We start from the raw sequence: 18,890 nt of genomic DNA, 5'->3' as shown, positions 1-18,890 counted from the left end.
GACTCTCCTTACTGGGCAGCGGCAGCACGCATGGCCTTCAGGCCCGCGACCACACGCAATTGATAGGACACGAAAGCGATCAGCTGCGACAGCGCCACCACCGCAGGCGTACTGATGCCAGCGGCCGGCAGCTTCTCGATCGCCGCCTTGTCGCCTTCCACCGGCCGCTGCGTCAACGCGCGCGTAAAGACCAGCATGGCGCGCAAACGGCCCTCCGGCAATTGCTCAGGCGCGCCACTCTCAGCCACCGCCAGTTGCCCGGCATCCGCCGACACCGCCTGCGCACGTTCGCGGTAGTGCGCAGCCAGATCGGACGCACCCGCCAGACGGCAGGCGTACAGCGCCACCAGCAGACGCTCGTCCAGGCCGATGCCCTCCAGAGCCGGATCGAACAAGGTGTCATAGCTGCCCTGTGACGCCACGGCCACCTTGTCGCGCTGATGGCGCAGGCCGTGCAGGGGACTGCCAGCGGCCAGACCGGCCAACTGGTCGATGACATCCTTGCTGATGTCGTAGACAGGGGTACTCATGAAATTTCCTTTGTGGATGTGTGCCTGGCCAGCGCCTCGCGCAGGAAGTGCTGCGCCTGCTGCCAGGCGTCGAGATCGGCGCGGGCATTGGCGGCGGGCTCGCCGCCACCGGTACTGATGCGCCCCGAGACCGGGTGCGCATACGTGGTCTGCGTGGTCGGAACAAACGGGAACAGAATCGAATGGCCGGCATGCGCATAGTCGCGCCATACCACCGGCCAGCGATGCGACACCTCGGCCAGCTTGTCACGCACCATCGCGCAATACAGACTGGAAGGCCAGGAACCATCATCGGTGGCCGACAGCAGCAACACCGGTGCCGTGATCTTCTCCACCGGAATGCGGGCACGCGCCACCGCATCCTCATCCTGCAGCGCAGTCAGCATGGCCAGCGCATGACGGTGCGGGGCCGGGCCTTCGTCAAACGGTGCCCAGCTGGCCGTGCGGTTGTCCTGCCATTGATGCGGCAAGGGTACACCGCGCAGCAACCAGGTCGGACCTTCCCGCCCCACGGCCGGGTCAGCCGCGTTCTGGCCGCTGTGTACCAGGGCACTGGGTACATAGGCCAACACCGCCGAGACCTTCTGCGGGAAGACCGCAGCCAGCAGCAACACCAGCTCGCCGCCGCGCGACTGCCCACTGATGGCGACGAAATCGTGCAAGGGACGTACCTCGGCACGCAACCAGTCCAGACCGCGTTCAACATATTCCAGCGGTGTATTGGAGATGTAGTCCGACAGGCCCGGCGCCTTGAAATACGCCAGCGCAAAGGCCGCATAACCACGCGCCGCATACAGCGCGGCACGCGGTTCATTGATGCCGCCACCGGACCCGTTGAGAATCATCACCGCCGGATGCGGCCCCGGCGTGGCCGGCAGGAACAGCGTACCGACCAGCCCCTGCTCCCGCACCTCGCGCCGGATCACGCCGGCACCGGCCAGCCGTTGCACCAGCTCGGTACTGGCCGGGACACAAGGTGCGAGCCCGGGCTGATCCAGTGAAGAGACCGTCAGCGTGGTCACCAGCGGCGCCAGCACATCGGCATGGAAGAGATCGCGCCGGCCGGCCTGCACCGGCTTCTGCGACCACAGCAGCCCCATGGGATCGATACCGTAGTAATCGCCATCGATGGCCGGATTCATGCTCACGTCGACATTGCCGTAGGCATCGGCAATGTAGCAGGCGGCGCTGCGCCACTCGATACCCTCCCGCAAGGTAGACGAGGAAATGCGCACCGGCTCGCCCGGATGCGCACCCCGCACGATGATGCGGCGGGGTACGTCGATCAGGTCGTCGGCCGGGCTGACGTCAATCGAGAAGTTGGGCATGCGCTTACTTCTTGTCCTGCGTCACCATCATGGCGGTGGTACGGTCACTGGTGATCGGAGTGACCTTCAGGCCCTTCCTGGCCGCCCAGATGTTCTGGTAGTGATACAGCGGAATCACGCCCACATCGTCCGAGACCGTCTTGGCAGCACCACGCAGAATGGCCTCACGCTTGGCCGCATCGAACTCGGCGGTCGAATCGGCCAGGGCCTTGTCCACGGCCGGGCTGCTGTAGTGGTTCCAGTTCGAGGCACCAATCCCCTTCTTGGGATCGACCGTCCCCAGCACATTGACCAGCGCATAGCTGGCTTCACCGGTACCGTTACCCCAGGCCAGCACGGAGACGGCAAACTCGTTCTTGTTGGCACGCGAGGAATACGACGCCCACGGCAGCACCTCGACCTGGGTCTTGATGCCGATGCGGGTCCAGAACTGCGCCACCGCCTGCATGGTCTCCGGCGCCAGCGGATAGCGGTCGTTGGGCACGTGGATGGTCAGCTTGAATCCTTCCGGGAAACCGGCCTGGGCCAACAGCTTCTTGGCCTGCGCAGCGTCGAAGGGGATGTTCTTGATCTCCGGGTTGTAGCCGAAGGTATCGGCCGGCATCCACTGGTTGGCCTCGGTGGCCGCACCCTGCAGGATGCGGTCGATCAGGGCCTTGCGGTTGATGGCCAGCGACATGGCACGGCGCACGCGCACGTCCAGCAGCGGGTTCTTCTCCAGCGGCTTGCCATTGTTGTCGGTGATGAAGGGGCTCGGGCCTTCATGGAAGCTCGGCTGGATCAGCAGCACGCGCAGGCCGTTGTAGGGATAGACCTTGATATCGGGTGACTGCTTGAGCCTGGCCAGGTCCGACACCGAAACCTTGTCGATCACATCCACATCACCCGAGAGCAACGCAGCGGTACGCGCCGCACCATTGTTGATGTAGCGGTAGTTGACCTTTTCCCACAGCGCCTTGCCATTCCAGTAGTCGTCGTTACGCTGCATCACCACGCGATCACCCGGGATGTAGGAGACGAACTTGTAAGGGCCGGTACCGATCATCGCGGCACCACTGTTGTAGTTCTCGGTGGTCGATTTCTCGCCCACGTGCTTGCTCACGATATGCACCGAGGCCAGATTCAGCGGCAGGTCCGGATTGGGAACATTGGTCTTGATGACCAGCGTCAGCGGATCCTTGGCCGTGACCGATTCCACCGTGCGCAGGTAGCCGGCGAAGGTGGCCACGCTGCCCGGCACCGCGCGGGCGCGCTGGTAGGAGAAGATCACGTCATCGGCTGTGAAGGGCTTGCCATCCTGCCACCTGACGTTGGGACGCAGCTTGAATTCCCAGGTCTTGGGGTCGATGTTCTTCCAGCTCACGGCCAGGCCGGGCACCAGCTTGTTGTAATCGTTCTGGACCAGCAGGTCCCAGAAATGCAGGTCCACGGAGCGGTCACCGGCATGGTTGTTCAGTTGCGGATCCAGCGAGGACAGCGGATCGGCAAAGCCGATGTTCAGGTTCTGCGCATGCGCCGCATCGGCGGCAGCGGCCAGGGCTGCACCGGTCAGGGCGACGGCCAGCAGGCGGGTCAGGAGGGTCTTCTTCATGGTCGGGTTCCTCTGTGGTCAGGGTGGAAGCACTACGGATACATCAGTTCGGGGCTTTCTGGACGGCCCCCTTGCTCAGTCCGAACGGTAGGTAGAACATTTCAACAAACCTTGTCAACGGCCATCATTGAGATGGCAGGCACTCCTGTGTCCCGGCGCGATCTCGCGCAACACCGGCTGCTCTTCACGGCAACGCTGCGTGGCATGCGGGCAGCGCGGGTTGAAGTGGCAACCAGTGGGCGGATTGAGCGGGCTGGGGATCTCGCCCTTGATGGCGGTGAATTCCTTCTTGCGTGCTCCCATGCGCGGCACCTCGGCCAGCAGCGCCTGCGTGTAGGGATGGTTGGGCTGGCCGAACAATTCGGCCACCGGCGCACTTTCCACCACACGCCCCAGGTACATGATGACCACGCGGTCCGACACGTGCTCCACTACCCCCAGGTCATGGCTGATGAAGAGATAGGTCAGACCCAGTTGCTCACGCAGGTCCATGAACAGATTGAGGATCTGTGCCTGGATCGACACATCCAGCGCCGCCACTGCCTCGTCGCAGACCAGCATCTGCGGCTGCACCGCGAGTGCGCGCGCAATGCCGATGCGCTGGCGCTGGCCGCCGGAGAACTGGTGCGGATAGCGGTCACGCAGGGCCGGATCGAGACCGGCGCGCAGCAACTGCTGGCAGACGTAGGCATCGAGGTCGCCCTCGACCTTTCCATTCACTTGCGCTGCTTCGCCGACAATCTGGTCGATGCGCAAACGCGGATTCAGGCTGGCATACGGATTCTGGAAAATCATTTGCACCTGCAGGCGTGCCTCGGCCTCTTCTCTGCCGTTGAGGCTGGCGCGCTCGCGCCCATGGACCAGCACCTGGCCATCGGAAGGTTCGAGCAGCCCGCAGGCCACCCGGCCCAGCGTGGACTTGCCGCAACCCGATTCGCCGACCAGGCCGACTACTTCGCCAGGCAAGACCCTGAGGTCCACCTGGTCCAGCGCATGGGTAACGGCCGGCGGTCGGCTCCAGCCGCGCGCCTGCAACTGGCGTTCCAGCCAGCCCTGGCGGCGCTCGCCGAAGCGGCGGCTGACGGCGCGGGTTTCGATCAGAGGGATGACGGCCTTATCCATGGTGCTCGTTGCTCTGTGTGCTTGGGATGGGGTGATGGCAGCGCACCCGGTGCGCCGGCAGTGGCTCGCTGATCGCGGGGGCCACCAGGCACTGCCGGGACAGGCGCTCGCAGCGGGCAGCGAAGGCGCAGGTCGGCGGCAGGTGCAGCAGGTTGGGCGTCATCCCGGGAATCTGGCGCAGACGCGCACCGCGCCGGTTGTTGCTGGGCAGGCTGCCGATGAGGCCCTGCGTATAGGGGTGCAGCGACGCATCCAGCACCGCATCCACACTGCCCTGCTCGACGATGCGCCCGGCATACATCACCGCCACTTCATCGGCCAGGCCCGCCACCACGGACAGGTCGTGCGTGATCCAGATCAGCGCGGTGCCATGCTGGCGCGCCAGCTTCTGCACTTCCGACAGGATCTGCGCCTGGATGGTCACATCCAGCGCGGTGGTGGGTTCATCGGCGATGATGAGGTCAGGCTTGTGCAGCATCGCGATGGCAATCGCCACGCGCTGACGCATGCCGCCCGACAATTGGTGCGGATAGGCCTGCAGCCGTTCCTCCGGGCTGGCGATACCCATCATGCCCAGAGTGTCACGGGCCAGTTCGCGCGCCTGCTGGCGGCCGACCTTGCTGTGCGCCAGCACGGCATCGACCATCTGCGCCTCCACCTTCAGGACCGGGTTCAGGGTCATCATCGGGTCCTGGAAGATCATGGCGATGCGATTGCCCTGCAGCTCGCGCAGCGAAGTCTTGTCCATGCTGACCAGGTCACGTCCCTGGAACAGGATCTCGCCGCCGACGATGCGACCCGGCGCATCGACCATGCCGAGGATGGAAAAGCCGGTCACGCTCTTGCCCGATCCGGATTCACCGACCAGGCCGAGAATGCGACCCCGCCCGACCGACAGCGAGACGTCATCCACCGCCGGCAGCACACCCTCGGGGGTAAAGAAATGGGTGCGCAGATTGCGCACCTCAAGAGTAGGCGCGCTCATTTCTGCCACCGTGGGTTGAGGATGTCGCGCAGGCGGTCACCGACCAGGTTGATGGCCACGATCACCACCAGCAGCGTGATGCCGGGATAGAAGCTGATCCAGTATTCGCCCGAGAGCATGTATTGGTAACCATTGGAGATGAGCAGGCCCAGCGAGGGTTCGGTAATGGGCACCCCCAGGCCGAGGAAGGACAAGGTCGCCTCCAGCGTGATGGCGCGCGCCACCTGCAAGGTACCGATGACGATGAGCGGCGGCAGGCAGTTGGGCAGGATGTGGCGCACCATGATGCGCCAGGACGACAGATTCAGGCCGCGCGCGGCCTCCACGTATTCCTTGCGCCGCTCCACCAGTGCCTGGCCGCGTGCGGTGCGCGCGTAATACGCCCACTCCAGCACCACCAGCGTGGCCATCACGTTGAAGATGCCCTTGCCCACATAGGCCAGGATCAGCATTGCCACCAGGATCGAAGGGAAGGACAACACCAGGTCGGCAAAGCGCATGAGCAGCGTATCGACCTTGCCACCGGCATACGCGGCCAGCAGGCCAATGAGCGTGCCGATGACACCGGCGATCAGGGCTGAGCCCACGCCGATGCCCACGCTGATGCGCAGGCCATAGAGAATGGCCGAGACCAGATCGCGGCCCTGGCCATCGGTGCCCAGCCAATAGGTAAAGCTGCCTGCACCGTTAATCGTGCCAGGATGCAGGCGTGCATCAAGCACATCGAGCTGCATCAGGTCATACGGATTCTGCGGCGTGATCCACGGAGCAGCGATGGCGCCGACGATGAGCAGCAGCACGATCACCAGTCCCAGCATGGCCGAACGCGAGGCCACGAAATGGCGCATCACGCGCCGCCATGGGGACTCGCGACGCGGGGCCTGGAAGGCCGACAGCTCGGCCACGCGGGCGCGCACCTGTTCTTGCGTCATCGTCACTTCGGTCTGCGGCGCGCTCATGCACGGGCCTCCACCCGCACACGCGGGTCCAACAATTTGTAGAGCACATCGACCACCAGATTGATGGTGACGAACATGCAGACGATCACCATCAGGTAAGCCACGATGACAGGACGATCCAGTGCGTTGATGCTGTCCAGGATCAGCTTGCCCGCACCAGGCCAGGCAAAGATGCTTTCCGTGACCACCGCAAAGGCAATGGTGGAGCCGAACTCCAGCCCGACCACGGTCACCAGCGGGATGAGCGTATTGCGCAGCACGTACATCAGCACCACGCGCGCCGGGGACAAGCCCTTGGCACGGGCGAACTTCACGTAGTCCATCGGCAGCACCTCACGCACATTGGCGCGGGTAAGGCGAATGACCAGCGAAATCTTGAACAGCGACAGGTTGATGGCCGGCAGGATCATGTGACGCCAGCCGTCCGCAGTCAGCCACGACCATTGCACACCGAACAGTTGGGCGGTCTGGCCGCGTCCGCCCGAAGGCAGCCATCCCAGCGTGACCGAGAAGGCCATGATCAACATCAGCCCGATCCAGAAGGTCGGCAGCGAAAACCCGAAGATGCTGGTGGTCATCACCAGGCGCGAGAAGGGATGATCCGGCTTCATGCCCGCCAACAGCCCCAGCGGCACCCCGACCAGCAAGGCCAGCAGCAATGCCGCCAAGGCCAGTTCCAGCGTGGCCGGCAGGCGCTGGAAGATCAGCAGGATGGCCGGAGTGTTGTAGACGAAGCTGTTGCCCAGATTGCCGTGCAGCGCGCCATTGAGGAAGGCCAGGTACTGGCGCCACACCGGCTGATCCAGTCCCAGTTCCTGGATGATGCGCAGGCGGTCCACCTGATCGACATCCTGGCCGATGAGGATATCGACCGGATTGCCGATCATGTGCAGACCGAAGAAGACGATCACCGTCATCAACAGCACCACCATCAGCGCCTGCAACACGCTCTTTGCGATCGCTGCACTCATGCGGGCAGCTCCCAGGGCGATTCGCTCCATTCGTCGCCTTCCAGTTCCGGTTCTTCATAGGACTGGATATTGCGGTAGTGATACTCCACGTCTTCGCCGTACATCAGTGCAGCAATGCCCTGCGCCAGGCGGTAGGCACCATCGCTGATGGCGGGGATGTCGCCGGAAACCGTGCCATGGCTGGCCGCCGCCGGATAGCAGAAGCAATGTATGCGCTCCAGGCCCGGCAGGCTGCCCGGGGTCTTTTGCTGGAACTCGAATGCCGGCCCCAGGTAGGGCGAGTCGGCCAGCTCCTGGTCTTCTTCGCCGGCCGGCGGAGTGTAGCGGTCGCTCCAGTTGAGGATGTGCGGGGCGATGTCCTTGAATTCGCTACGCAGGCTCCAGTCGATCTTGAAGCCGGTGGAGAAGAACAGGAAATCCAGTTCCAGCGGGCCGCGATTGGTCTGCAGCAGCAGCGTGCCGTCCGGCTTGACTTTGACCGATTCGATGGCGGTGCCCAGCAGGAAGCGTGCATTGGCAAAGCGCGAGACGCGGCGGGTGCTGCCGGAGGGCGGCGGCACCTGCTGCGCATTGACGTAGTGGCGGATGCGCCACTTCCATTCGTCCGACAGGTGCAGGTGACCGTTAACCAGGCCGGGGCTGCCCGATCCCTTGCCCTTGTTGATGCGCGGCAGGTCCTTGCGGCGGATCAGCATATCCACTCGCGCAGCCCCCTCTTCCAGTGCGGTGGCAGCACTGTCCATGGCGGAGGCGCCACCACCGATCACGCCCACGCGCTTGCCCTTGAGGCTGGCATAGTCGAACAGGTCCGAGGAATGTGCCCAGCGATCGCGCGGCAACTGATCGGCCAGCGGCGGCAGGTAGGCGCCACCCAGGCCGTCGCGGCCGGTGGCCACCACCACGCGGCGCGCCAGCACGGTCGATGTGCCCGCAGGCGATTGCAGCTGCAGCGCCACGATGCCATCGGCGCGCGGCTGCACGGCCAGCACGCGGTGTTCGTTGCGGATATCGAGCTGCATGACGCGACGGAACCAGCGCAGGTACTCCATCCATTGCAGGCGCGGGATCTTGTCCAGCGCTTCCCAGGCGTCCAGCCCGAACTGGGCCTCGAACCAGGCACGGAAGGTCAGCGCCGGGAAGCCCAGTGCGGGACCGGTCAGGGTCTTGGGCGAGCGCAGGGTTTCCATGCGCGCGGTGGTGGCCCAGGGGCCTTCGAAGTCCTTGGGCGACTGGTCGTAGATCACATTGGGAATACCCAGGTGCGACAGCGCCACCGAGGCGGCCATGCCGGCCTGGCCGCCGCCGATGATGGCCACGTCGATCACCGGCACACCGTCGCGCAGGATGGCCGGGGTCCACGACTTGCCGGGCAGCGCCAGCCACTGCAGGTCCTGGCGCAGGCGCGCCTCCAGGGCAGCCAGTCCTTGCGGGGGAGCAGCGGGGATCAGGGTCGGTTCGGTCTCGTGCATAGCGCCTCGTCAAAAGCATGAAGAGACGTCGCGGGCAAGGGCCTGCGATCGTCTCGATTCGGGTTTTGTGATGCAACGCCCTTCCCGGTTGACGCTGCTTGCTTGGGTTCTAACTGCGTGCTGCCAAATCATTTACAACAATTCGTCATGCAGGCTGGCATCGCGCTTGACGAAGCCCTGCAAGGTCATGCGGGCGGCCTTTTCCACGGCATCGATGAGGCGCTGCGTGACGCCTTCGACCGGTTTGCCATAGGGCGTGACCACGCCGAAGTAAAACGGAATCTCCACCGCCAGGCGCTTGACCACCATGCCCTCGATGGGCATGCCATAGGCCGTGGCCGGCTCCACCAGCGCCACCCCCAGCCCGGCACGGGCGGCCATGATGGCGTTGAAGGAGGTATTGGTATCGATGGCCACATCGAGCTGGCTGTTTTCGCCCAGCGCCAACTCCACGCGCTGGCGCAGGCGATAGCGGTTGGACATGGTAATGACGCGCTGGCCACGCAGGGCCGCGCGGGTGAGCTTGTCGCGACCGGCCAGCGGATGGTCGGCGCGCACCACCGCCACGCAGGGTGCCTCGCCGATCCAGTGCAGCTCCAGCCCGCGATGGGCCACCGGCAGCGAGGTCAGCCCCAGGCTGACGGTACGGTGCAGGACTGCATGCACCACCTGCTCGGCCGAGGCGCTGCGCAGGTGGACGTGTTCGGGGAAGGCTCGCTCCCTGTCGGCAGCCAGCAACTGCAGGGCCGCCGGGGCGATGGTCGAGGCCAGGGCAGGCGTCGCCACCAGGTGCACGGGATGGACTTCTTCGCGGGCGATCTCCTGCGCACGCTCGCGGATGCTGCGCAGGCCCACCAGCGAGCGCTCCACCTCTTCATAGAGCAGAAAAGCCTTCGCCGTGGGCGTGACGCGCGGACCATTGCGATCGAACAGGGCATAGCCCAGCTCGGCCTCGAGATCACCGATGGCCTTGCTGACGGCCGGCTGCGAACGGCCCAGGCTGCGGCCGGCACCGGTCACACTGCCCAGGGTCATTACAGCAGCAAAGGCCTCCAGCTGGTTCAGGTCCATGGAAATCGCATTCCTTGATCAAAGTGCTTGCATATGATTTTCGAATTATAGGTTTGCTTGTATTCTATTTCAGTATAATAATTTTGTATAAGCAAATACGTGAGGTGGCATGTGATCGCGAATCTCGCCGTCCTCCTGCCTTGCGGACTGGCCAGTGGCGATGCTCGCGGGCAATCTTTACAAATCGTATATACAAATAAGCGCAAAGTCGTTTTCCGGATGCGGGCGACGGCGTTACTGTATGTGCTGGTCGCTGGTCACCCTGCTCAACTGGAATACGCTGCACTCTCCGGAACACCGTCATGAACGCCCCTGCTCCCTGCGGCCCGTCGGCCGATCTTCGTTTCCCCATCTACCTGGACTATGGCGCCACCACGCCGGTTGACCCGCGTGTGGCCCGCGTCATGTGCGACTTCCTCACGGAGAAGTTCGGCAATGCGGCCAGCAGTTCCCATCCTTTTGGCTGGGAGGCGCGGCGCGCGGTCGACCGGGCACGTGCACAAGTGGCGGGCCTGGTCGGTGCCCGGGCCGATGAAATCATCTGGACCTCGGGGGCGACCGAATCCAACAACCTGGCGCTAAAAGGCAGTGCCCACGCGCTGCGTGCCCAGGGGCGAGGCAAGCATCTCATCACGGTAGCGACCGAACACAAGGCCGTGCTGGACACCATGCGTACGCTGGAGAAATCGGGCTTCGAGGTCACCATCCTGCAGCCCGATGCAGACGGCCTGATCACGGCAGCGCAGCTGCGCGCGGCACTGCGGCCGGATACGCTGCTGGTTTCGGTGATGTATGTGAACAACGAGATCGGCGTCATACAGCCGATTGCCGAACTGGGCGAAGTATGTGCCGAACGCGGCGTGATCTTTCACGTGGATGCGGTGCAGGCTGCCGGCAAGATCGCCATCGACCTGCAGCAGTTGAAGGTAGACCTGATGTCCTTCTCGGCGCACAAGGTCTATGGCCCCAAGGGTATCGGTGCCCTGTACGTGCGTCGCACCCCGGATCTGACACTGGAAGCGCAGATCGATGGCGGCGGCCATGAAAACGGCATGCGTTCCGGCACCCTGGCCACACACCAGATCGTGGGCATGGGCGAGGCCTTTGCGCTGGCGGGAGAATTGCTGGAAGAAGAAGGACGCCGCATCCGCTGCCTGCGCGACCGCCTGTGGTCGGGCCTGGCGAACTTGCCGGGCGTACAGTTGAACGGCAGCGCCGAGGCGCGCGTGCCGCACAACCTCAACGTGAGCTTTCCGCCCACGCGCTATGGCACGCTGGGCAGCCAGTTGCTGGGCATTGCGGTGTCGGCCGGCTCAGCCTGCAACTCGGCGGCGTCGGCCCCTTCCTTCGTGCTGCTGGCCATTGGCCGCTCGCCCGAGGTGGCGCGCAATGCCGTGCGCTTCTCGCTGGGACGCGGTACCAGCGAGGCCGAGATCGACTATGTCGTGGCCACCGTACGACAAGTGCTGGCGCATGAAGTCGAGGCTGCCGCACTGACCGGCGACTGAAGCGCCCCGTCCCCTTCACGGGCGCGGCCACGACCCGGCCGTTGAGCAGAACCACGGTGTGATCCGTGGTTTTTTTTCGTGCCGCGCCAGGCGGGCGATCACATTATCACTCTCCGGGACAGGTACAAACTTGGTGCCCGCCCGCCCCAACATCGCCCCGACCTTGCCCCTCCATCGGCCAGTCCATATCGGCATCACATCATGCCGGATCGGCACCATCCCGGACGATAGCGCGGGCGCCTGTTGCGGCGCATTGGCAACCGGGCCGCCGCTCCCGCGCCAGGCCTGGCATGGTCATTGCAAACCCGCCCCGGCACGACACAGTCCATTCAACGAAAGGGATTTACATGAAATTTGCCAAACCGGTGCTGGCCGTCTCGCTGGCCCTGCTGGGCCTGTCCACCCAACTCGCACGGGCCGACGCGCTGGCCGACATCCAGAAGGCCGGCACCATTCGCATCGCCGTGCCGCAGGACTTCGCGCCGTTCGGCTCGGTCAATTCCGAGCTGCAACTGCAGGGCCTGGACATCGATGTGGCCAAGCTGATCGCGCAAAAAATGGGCGTGAAGGTGCAACTGGTGCCTGTAGCCAGCGCCAACCGCATCGCCTACCTGCAGACGCACAAGGCGGACCTGGTCATCTCCACATTGGGCAAGAATGCCGAGCGTGAAAAGGTGATCGACTTCTCGCAATCCTATGCGCCCTACAACAACAGCGTCTTCGGGGTAGCCTCAGTCAAGGTGAGCGGCCCGGCCGACCTGGCGGGCAAGACCGTGGGCGTGGCACGCGGCACCTTCCAGGACCTGCAACTGACCGACACGGCCCCCAAGAGCGCCACCATCAAGCGCTACGAAGACAACAACGCCATGATCTCGGCCTACGTGTCCGGCCAGGTGCAGTTGGTCGGCACCGGCGATTTCGTGGCCTATGCGCTGGCCGAGAAGGCTCCTGAGAACAAGCCGGTGCTCAAGTACATCATCCAGGAATCCAGCTGCAGCGTCGGCCTCAACAAGGGCGAAGCGGCCTTGCTTGACAAGGTCAATGAGGTCCTGACCGCGTCCAAGAAAAATGGCGAACTCAATGCCATCGTGCAGAAATGGCTGAACGTGCCCTTGCCCGCCAAGATGGCGACCACTTTCCAATAAGCAGAACGGCCCGCCAGGGCGGGCCGTCCTTGCGGGCCGGATCGCTTACTGGTAAGTCGTGGCGATCTTTTCCGGCAGCGGCACATTGAGCCACTTCTTGACGATGCCATTGAGCTCACCGCTCTTCTTGGAGGCAGTCAGCGCCTCATTGACCTTGGCCATGAGCGCGGGCTCACCCTTGTTCATGCCTACATAGCAGGTCGAGACGTTGATGATGTACTTGAGCAGCGGCTTGTTGGCGGGTGTCTTCTCGGCCAGCGCATAGGCCACGAAATCGCCGGTGCCGACCAACTGCACCTGACCGGACACGTAGGCCGAGATCAGCCCGTTGTTGTCTTCGTAGCGCTTGATGGTGGTGCTCTTGGGAACGCTGTCAGTGAGCATCAGATCTTCGAAGGTGGAACGGGCCACGCCCACAGTCTGGTTGGCCAGGTCAGCCGGACCCGCGACCTTGATGGCGGCCACGCCGAAGACACTGTTGTTGTAGGGCGCATAGCCTTGCGAGAAGTCGATCACCTTTTCACGCTCGGCATTCTTGCCCAGGGTGGAGATGATGAGGTCGATCTTGTGCGTCTGCAGGAACGCCATGCGGCTGGAGATCGGCACCGGTACCAGTTCGGCCTTCACACCCAGGCCCTTGGCGACCAGCTTAGCGACCTCGATGTCCAGCCCCTGCAGCTGCAGATCAGCCGTGACCGATCCATACGGCGCAAAGTCCTGCGGCACACCGATCCTGACCACGCCGGCCTTCTGGATGTCGGCCAGGTTGTCGGCGCAGGCGGTAGCGCTGAGAGTGGCCAGAGCGGCCAGGGCAATGATGGTCTTGATGAACTTCATGAAGGTTCCCTTGTTGTCGTGGATATCGTCAACGGTGCGGCAGACAAAGACTTAGAAAATCACACGCCGCAATCCGTACGCGTCCCGCATCGTTGCCATGAAGCAGGAGCTGCCGGACGCGATCTTCTTCCCTGCAAGGACCATGCCAGCCAGCCCCGGATAGCGGAAATCATTTCCATCATCGGAGCACCCGGGGGAAATCCGATATCGCTCCGGATATCGCTCCCGATCTCTGCGGTGCCTGCCCGAAGTTCTAAGGTTTCCGGATCGGACCACACCATGCCGGCCCACGCGCCAATGCCCATCCCCCGAGCGAAAGCGGAGAGGCCGGCCGCCGTGCACGATTGATCGCGACGAGGCAAAATCTAAGGAATGCAGGACTGGCCCAAAGGGACAATATTATGGGAATTCGCTTGACACGAACTTCAAGCAGGAATAAAAAGCGGGGGCATCTTCGCTGTTGCGATCGCGCCAAAGATCGGCACCGACATTCCCGCCAAATAAGAGCGGCCCGACAAAAATCGTAAAATCGAAGAAATAAGTTCTTCTGCCTTTACGATCGAAGTTATATTGCCGCAGGCACTTCAGCAACCTCATTCCAGACCAATCACAAGGGAGATACCCATGCCCAAGCGTTCCAAGACCATCGAACCCGTCGTGGTGGTTCCGCCGCAGTTTCTGACCGAACCGGATGGTTTCCTCAATGTCCCGGTGAGCCGCAAGACCCGCGATCACATCCACCACCTCAAGAAAAGCATGCGGGTTTCCAGCCAGGCTGAAGTGATCGAGAAGGCCGTCGCCATCGTACGCGCCATTGATCTGGCTGCCAAAGGCGAGTTGCCCGAAACCTGAACCATGCTCGGCACCACCTCCGGCCATGCAAAAGGCCATCCGTTCATCCGGATGGCCTTTTTTCATTGCACGACCTGAACAGCCGCTTCGGCTGGCACGGCGCGCTGCCGTCGGCACCGCGCCAGGCGTCTTACTTGCCGGCCATCTTCTCATCGAACCAGCGTTTCCACGCCGGCACGGCCGTGGCAAAAGTGCCGCGATGCGTAGTCGGTCCGGTCGACACCGCCTGCACATGCGGATTGCCCGCGCCCATGGCTTGCGCGTAGGTCATCGCCATGCGGCCTACGCCAGGGGTGATGGCTTCGTCCGTCTCGCCATAATAATTGCGCACGTCGGAACGGATGACCCAGCGATAGGCCTGGGTCGCCGCGATCAGGCGCCCGTAGGCGGACTGGGCAAAGTATTGCGGGTCGAAATATTCAGGGCGCATCAACTTGTGCAGGTCGGTCGGAATGTCGGCCACATTGAAGGGCTGGCGATCATAGGCTTTCTTGGCCACGTCATAGACGGAATCCTTGAGTACCGAACGCGCCAGCCCCGGTACACCGTAGTAATTCTCGAAGGCGAAGGCCGAGAGGATCACGATGCTGTTGAGCCAGGCCGCATCATTGGGACGCGGATAGGTAAGAAAGCCTTCAAGCAGTGCGAACACATCCAGGGGCGCACTGGCGGTGGTGGCGGCATCGACCTTGATGCCGGCCGCCTCCAGCTTTTCGAGGAAGGCCATGGTCACGAAGCCGCCCTGGGACCAGCCCGAGAGGAACAGTTTGTCGTCGCGCACGCCCATGCTGGCCAGCACGCTGCGCGCCGCCAGCAACATGTCGTAGGTGGCCTGCTGATGGCTGCCCTTGACCATGTAGCCTTCCGGCTCGGTGGAAATGCCCATGCCGAAATAATCGGCACCGATGAGGGCATAGCCCTGGCCGGCGAACTGGGCAATCATCAGTTGCGTTTCCGGAGATTGCTCGGGGAAGGAAGGTACCTGCTGGCGCTCATACACGGTGCCATGCTGGTAGGACACCAGCGCATAAGATCTGGCGGACGTATCGGGCAATGCCAGCAGGCCGGACGCCAGGATGGGCTGATTGCCGCGCTCCGGGATCACCGAAGGATAGGTCACCCGATAGAGCAGCACGGCATTGCGCGCGGGCGTGTAATTGACCTGGACACCGGAGAAGGCGGGCGTGTCCTTTTGCAGAATGGCATTGAGCCGGTCGACATCCCAACGGCCGATCAGCTGATAGCGCACACCCGAGGCCACCGCCTGCACCGCCGGAGCAACGGGCGTCTGCGCCCATGCCGGAGATGGCAAGGCGGACAACATCCCGGTCAGTATTGCCAGAACCATGCTGGCGCGCATCAGGCATGACTTCATTGCTTCCCCTTTTTTGTATTGGAATTGAATCGCTGCAATCGTTTGCATCGCCTGTAGACGACGCTTGCGTGCAACATGCAGCGTATGTATATACTGTCCAGCCTGGCGCATTATGACGAGCCGGTGCGCGTCGCAAAGCGGGAAAAGCGGGGGCTTTACCGTGCAAGCGCAGGTTTGGGGCTGAGGTGACTTCTGGTATAAACAGTGACTGGAACGCCGTCTGCCCTTTCCCCCCGATGGCCGGCGGCGCCATTCACATTCCGACATCGAGAAACGAGCAAGCCATGAACAAGCGTTCCCTCTCCCGCGTCCGCTTTCTGAAGCTGGCCGCCCAGGCCGGCCTGATCTGCGCCGCAGCCCTGAGCTACCCTGCACATGCCCAGGCCAACCTGGACTTCTTCTCCAACACGGCCGTGGCCGACCTGAAGAAGGAACAGATCAACTCCCTCTATGCCGCCATCAGCGCCTCGCTGGATGCGGGCGTGAGCGGCAAGACCTCGCAGTGGACCGATGGCCCCAAGCCCTCCACCACGGCCAAGATCACGCCGACCTTCGAGCAGAGCACCCCGCCCTGCGCCAAGGTGGACCTGGTGGTCTCCAGCAAGCGCGGGACCGAACCGCTGAAATTGCGCTATTGCAAGAACAGCGCAGGCAAGTGGGCGCTGAGCAACTGATCCGCTGACTGACTGCATTACTGCGCGCAGCGCGGCGTCGGCATGCTTTTTGCACCCCGCGCAACTCACACCGCTTCCTCAAGGTAGCTTTACACCATGGCTGATACAGACCAACATTTTCTTGTCGTCGATGACTTTTCGACGATGCGCCGCATTGTCAGCGGCCTGCTCAAGGAACTCGAATACACCAAGATCGTGGAAGCCGATGATGGCTCCACGGCCCTGAAGATCCTGGAGTCGGGTGCTTCCAACATTACCTTCGTGCTGACCGACTGGAACATGCCGGTCATGGACGGCCTGACCCTGTTGAAGAAAATCCGCTCCACGCCGGCGCTGGCGCATCTGCCGGTATTGATGATCACGGCCGAGGCCAAGAAGGAGAACATCGTCACGGCGGCCCAGGAAGGCGCCGATGGGTATATCGTCAAACCCTTCAACGCCACCACGCTCAAGGAAAAGATCGAGAAGATCCTGGCGCGGCGCGCACAGATGAAATGAGAGAGCGCGATGGACATCCCCGCCAATGACGACCAGCAGGAACCGGAACCGGGCAGCATCATCAAGCACGCCTCCATGACGACCCGCATCCACCGGACCATCTATACCCTGGAGAGTCGTATCGTGCAGCAGGGCAGTGGCGTGCAGCGCTCGGAATATCGTGTGCTGCTGGAACGCAATGTCATCAAGGACTGGACCGAAGGTGACGTGGCCCAGTATTTCGGACTGGACATCTACTGATTCCTGCGGATTGCGGTGAGCGCTTTGCACACACCGGCAGAAAACATCAACGGCAGCCTCGTGCTGCCGTTGTCGCGTCACGTCGTGCAAAGACCGACGCAGCGCTCAACCGCGGCGGCCACCTGCAACGGGTCGAAGCGAGTCCAGCGGGCTGCAACGTGCTGGTCCGGCCGGATGAGGTAGGTGCATCCCTCGCGCGCGGCATAGCGCTGTGCGACCAAGCCTTGCACATCCTCCAGCATGGCCCCGGAACCGGTCGGACCGATGGTCTTGACCGCAATCTCAAGGCCTGCCGCATGCAGGCTGGCAGGGGTCTCGCCACTACCGAACACCAGTACGGTGAAGCCCTCCCCCAACTGATCCAGCAGCCAGCCCGGCCGCCTTGCCTGCCGCACCGGCGCATCCGCGCAGGGGGTGCCGGGCACCATGCGCGGGCCAAACAGGACGTTGTCGGGGGTATTGAGCGAGGACGCCACATAAGGCGTGGGCGTGGACAGGCGCCCGCTGTTGACCAGGGTCCGCGCGAACGGCTCGCGCTCGGCCAGGGTCAGCACGGCATCGCGCAGCACACGACTGACACGGCTCTTGGGCGTGATGAAATCGGTGGAGCGCGTGGACTGGCGCAGGTTGTCGTCGGCGGCGAAGGCGCGCTCCTCGTGATAGCTGTCGATGAAGCTGGCCGGTGCCTGGCCATCGATGACCAGCTTGAGCTTCCAGATCAGGTTGTCGATATCCTGCACGCCGGTATTGGCGCCACGTGCGCCGAAGGGGGAGACCTGGTGCGCCGCGTCACCGGCAAAGAGTACCCGCTGGACGCGCATGTTGTCGATGCGGCGGCAGGCAAACTGGTAAACCGACACCCATTCCAGCTCGAATTCCACACCCTCGCCCAGCATGGCCTGGATGCGCGGGATGACCTTGCCGGGCTTCTTCTCTTCCTCCGGATCGGCGTCCCAGCCGAGCTGAAAATCGATGCGCCAGACGTTGTCGCACTGCCTGTGCAGCAATACGCTCTGGCCGGGATGAAAAGGCGGATCGAACCAGAACCAGCGCTCGGTAGGGAAATCGGCCTTCATGATGACATCGGCGATAAGGAAGCGGTCCTGGAAGAACTGACCGGTAAATTGCGCGCCGACCATCTTGCGCGTATCACTGTTGGCACCGTCGCAGGCGATGATCCATTGTGCCTGCATGGTGAAAATTCCATCCGGCGTTTCCACGCTCAGGGTGGCACCGTCGTCGTCCTGTTCCAGGGCCAGCAGGCGATGCTTCCAGCGCAGCTCGATGAGCGGCTGCGCCAGACAGGCTTCCACCAGATACTGCTCCAGATAGTATTGCTGCAGGTTGATCATGGCCGGCATCTTGTGCCCGGTCTCCGGTAGCAGGTCGAACTGGTAGACCTGGCGCTCCTCAAAAAACACCTTGCCCAGTTGCCAGCCCACGCCCTTGTCCACCATGCGCTGCGCCACGCCCAGGCGGTCCCAGATTTCCAGCGGACGCTTGGCATAGCAGACCGCACGCGAGCCGATGCTGACCGTGTCATTGTCATCCAGCACCACGGCGGGCAGGCCGCGTGCTGCGCATTCCAGTGCGGCCGTCAGGCCGATGGGGCCGGCGCCGATGATGACCACCGGATGGCGCAACGGTTGCCCGCTGCGCTGTTCATCAGATTGCCGGTAGGCGAAACGGGGATAAGTATAAGTGCTCTGCATGGGTGTCTCCTGTCAATGAGCGG

Annotated in this window: 18 protein-coding genes; 6 read left to right on the top strand and 12 right to left on the bottom strand. The window is 63.2% G+C overall.

From position 1 onward, the window contains the following. Positions 1–8: 8 nt before the first annotated feature. The 9 genes from GWL_RS04915 to GWL_RS04875 all read right to left on the bottom strand — a co-directional run bounded on the left by GWL_RS04915 (position 9) and on the right by GWL_RS04875 (position 10,026). The gene (locus GWL_RS04915) at positions 9–530 is read right to left on the bottom strand and encodes a CMD domain protein (protein ID WP_008327345.1); all 522 of its coding nucleotides are present in this window, start codon (positions 528–530) and stop codon (positions 9–11) included. Next, the gene (locus GWL_RS04910) at positions 527–1,858 is read right to left on the bottom strand and encodes an acyl-CoA thioester hydrolase/BAAT C-terminal domain-containing protein (protein ID WP_008327344.1); all 1,332 of its coding nucleotides are present in this window, start codon (positions 1,856–1,858) and stop codon (positions 527–529) included. The genes GWL_RS04915 and GWL_RS04910 overlap by 4 nt, the downstream gene beginning before the upstream one ends. A gap of 4 nt (positions 1,859–1,862) precedes the next feature. Further along, positions 1,863–3,449 carry an ABC transporter substrate-binding protein gene (locus GWL_RS04905; RefSeq protein ID WP_008327343.1) on the bottom strand — a complete coding sequence of 529 codons (1,587 nt, stop codon included), beginning with the start codon at positions 3,447–3,449 and terminating at the stop codon, positions 1,863–1,865. 114 nt (positions 3,450–3,563) lie between these two features. Next, the gene (locus GWL_RS04900) at positions 3,564–4,571 is read right to left on the bottom strand and encodes an ABC transporter ATP-binding protein (RefSeq protein ID WP_008327342.1); all 1,008 of its coding nucleotides are present in this window, start codon (positions 4,569–4,571) and stop codon (positions 3,564–3,566) included. Further along, the gene (locus GWL_RS04895) at positions 4,564–5,556 is read right to left on the bottom strand and encodes an ABC transporter ATP-binding protein (protein WP_034350104.1); all 993 of its coding nucleotides are present in this window, start codon (positions 5,554–5,556) and stop codon (positions 4,564–4,566) included. Before GWL_RS04895 ends, GWL_RS04900 begins: the two co-directional genes overlap by 8 nt. Beyond that, a complete protein-coding gene (locus GWL_RS04890) occupies positions 5,553–6,515 on the bottom strand; it encodes an ABC transporter permease (protein WP_008327340.1) in 963 nt (320 codons plus the stop codon). Before GWL_RS04890 ends, GWL_RS04895 begins: the two co-directional genes overlap by 4 nt. Next, entirely contained in the window at positions 6,512–7,486 is a 975-nt protein-coding gene (locus GWL_RS04885) for an ABC transporter permease (RefSeq protein ID WP_034350103.1), read from the bottom strand. Before GWL_RS04885 ends, GWL_RS04890 begins: the two co-directional genes overlap by 4 nt. Continuing rightward, positions 7,483–8,955, bottom strand: coding sequence for an NAD(P)-binding domain-containing protein (locus GWL_RS04880; protein WP_008327338.1), 1,473 nt, complete (start codon positions 8,953–8,955; stop codon positions 7,483–7,485). The genes GWL_RS04885 and GWL_RS04880 overlap by 4 nt, the downstream gene beginning before the upstream one ends. A 132-nt stretch (positions 8,956–9,087) precedes the next feature. Further along, positions 9,088–10,026, bottom strand: coding sequence for a LysR family transcriptional regulator (locus GWL_RS04875; protein ID WP_008327337.1), 939 nt, complete (start codon positions 10,024–10,026; stop codon positions 9,088–9,090). Between the two features lie 302 nt (positions 10,027–10,328). On the opposite strand from GWL_RS04875, the gene GWL_RS04870 reads away from it, so the two are divergent. Both GWL_RS04870 and GWL_RS04865 read left to right on the top strand, forming a co-directional pair. Next, complete coding sequence (locus GWL_RS04870; protein WP_008327336.1) at positions 10,329–11,534, top strand: aminotransferase class V-fold PLP-dependent enzyme; 1,206 nt, start codon at positions 10,329–10,331, stop codon at positions 11,532–11,534. A 347-nt stretch (positions 11,535–11,881) separates the two neighbouring features. Further along, positions 11,882–12,679 (top strand): transporter substrate-binding domain-containing protein, encoded by a 798-nt coding sequence (locus tag GWL_RS04865; RefSeq protein WP_008327334.1) that lies wholly within the window; start codon positions 11,882–11,884, stop codon positions 12,677–12,679. A gap of 45 nt (positions 12,680–12,724) precedes the next feature. Here GWL_RS04865 and GWL_RS04860 read toward each other — a convergent pair whose 3' ends face one another. Beyond that, complete coding sequence (locus GWL_RS04860) at positions 12,725–13,516, bottom strand: transporter substrate-binding domain-containing protein (protein WP_008327332.1); 792 nt, start codon at positions 13,514–13,516, stop codon at positions 12,725–12,727. 624 nt (positions 13,517–14,140) lie between these two features. Here GWL_RS04860 and GWL_RS04855 point away from each other — a divergent pair. Beyond that, a complete protein-coding gene (locus GWL_RS04855) occupies positions 14,141–14,368 on the top strand; it encodes a hypothetical protein (protein ID WP_008327329.1) in 228 nt (75 codons plus the stop codon). Positions 14,369–14,498: 130 nt separating this feature from the next. On the opposite strand, the gene GWL_RS04850 is transcribed toward GWL_RS04855, so the two are convergent. Further along, entirely contained in the window at positions 14,499–15,716 is a 1,218-nt protein-coding gene (locus GWL_RS04850) for a S9 family peptidase (protein ID WP_237713520.1), read from the bottom strand. Between the two features lie 311 nt (positions 15,717–16,027). Here GWL_RS04850 and GWL_RS04845 point away from each other — a divergent pair, with 311 nt between their 5' ends. The 3 genes from GWL_RS04845 (at position 16,028) to GWL_RS04835 (ending at position 17,155) form a co-directional block, all read left to right on the top strand. Continuing rightward, positions 16,028–16,417 (top strand): hypothetical protein, encoded by a 390-nt coding sequence (locus tag GWL_RS04845; RefSeq protein ID WP_008327325.1) that lies wholly within the window; start codon positions 16,028–16,030, stop codon positions 16,415–16,417. A gap of 96 nt (positions 16,418–16,513) precedes the next feature. After that, positions 16,514–16,915, top strand: coding sequence for a response regulator (locus GWL_RS04840; RefSeq protein ID WP_034350101.1), 402 nt, complete (start codon positions 16,514–16,516; stop codon positions 16,913–16,915). 9 nt (positions 16,916–16,924) lie between these two features. Next, a complete protein-coding gene (locus GWL_RS04835) occupies positions 16,925–17,155 on the top strand; it encodes a hypothetical protein (protein ID WP_008327323.1) in 231 nt (76 codons plus the stop codon). A gap of 77 nt (positions 17,156–17,232) precedes the next feature. Here the strand turns inward: GWL_RS04835 and GWL_RS04830 are convergent, their stop codons facing one another. Beyond that, positions 17,233–18,867 carry an FAD-dependent oxidoreductase gene (locus GWL_RS04830; RefSeq protein WP_008327321.1) on the bottom strand — a complete coding sequence of 545 codons (1,635 nt, stop codon included), beginning with the start codon at positions 18,865–18,867 and terminating at the stop codon, positions 17,233–17,235. Positions 18,868–18,890: the final 23 nt, after the last annotated feature.

The sequence above is a fragment of the Herbaspirillum sp. GW103 genome, assembly GCF_000261365.1.
GTDB lineage: Bacteria > Pseudomonadota > Gammaproteobacteria > Burkholderiales > Burkholderiaceae_D > Herbaspirillum.
The sequence above is the reverse complement of the archived record's forward strand: the minus strand, read 5'-3'. Positions and strand labels throughout refer to the sequence as shown.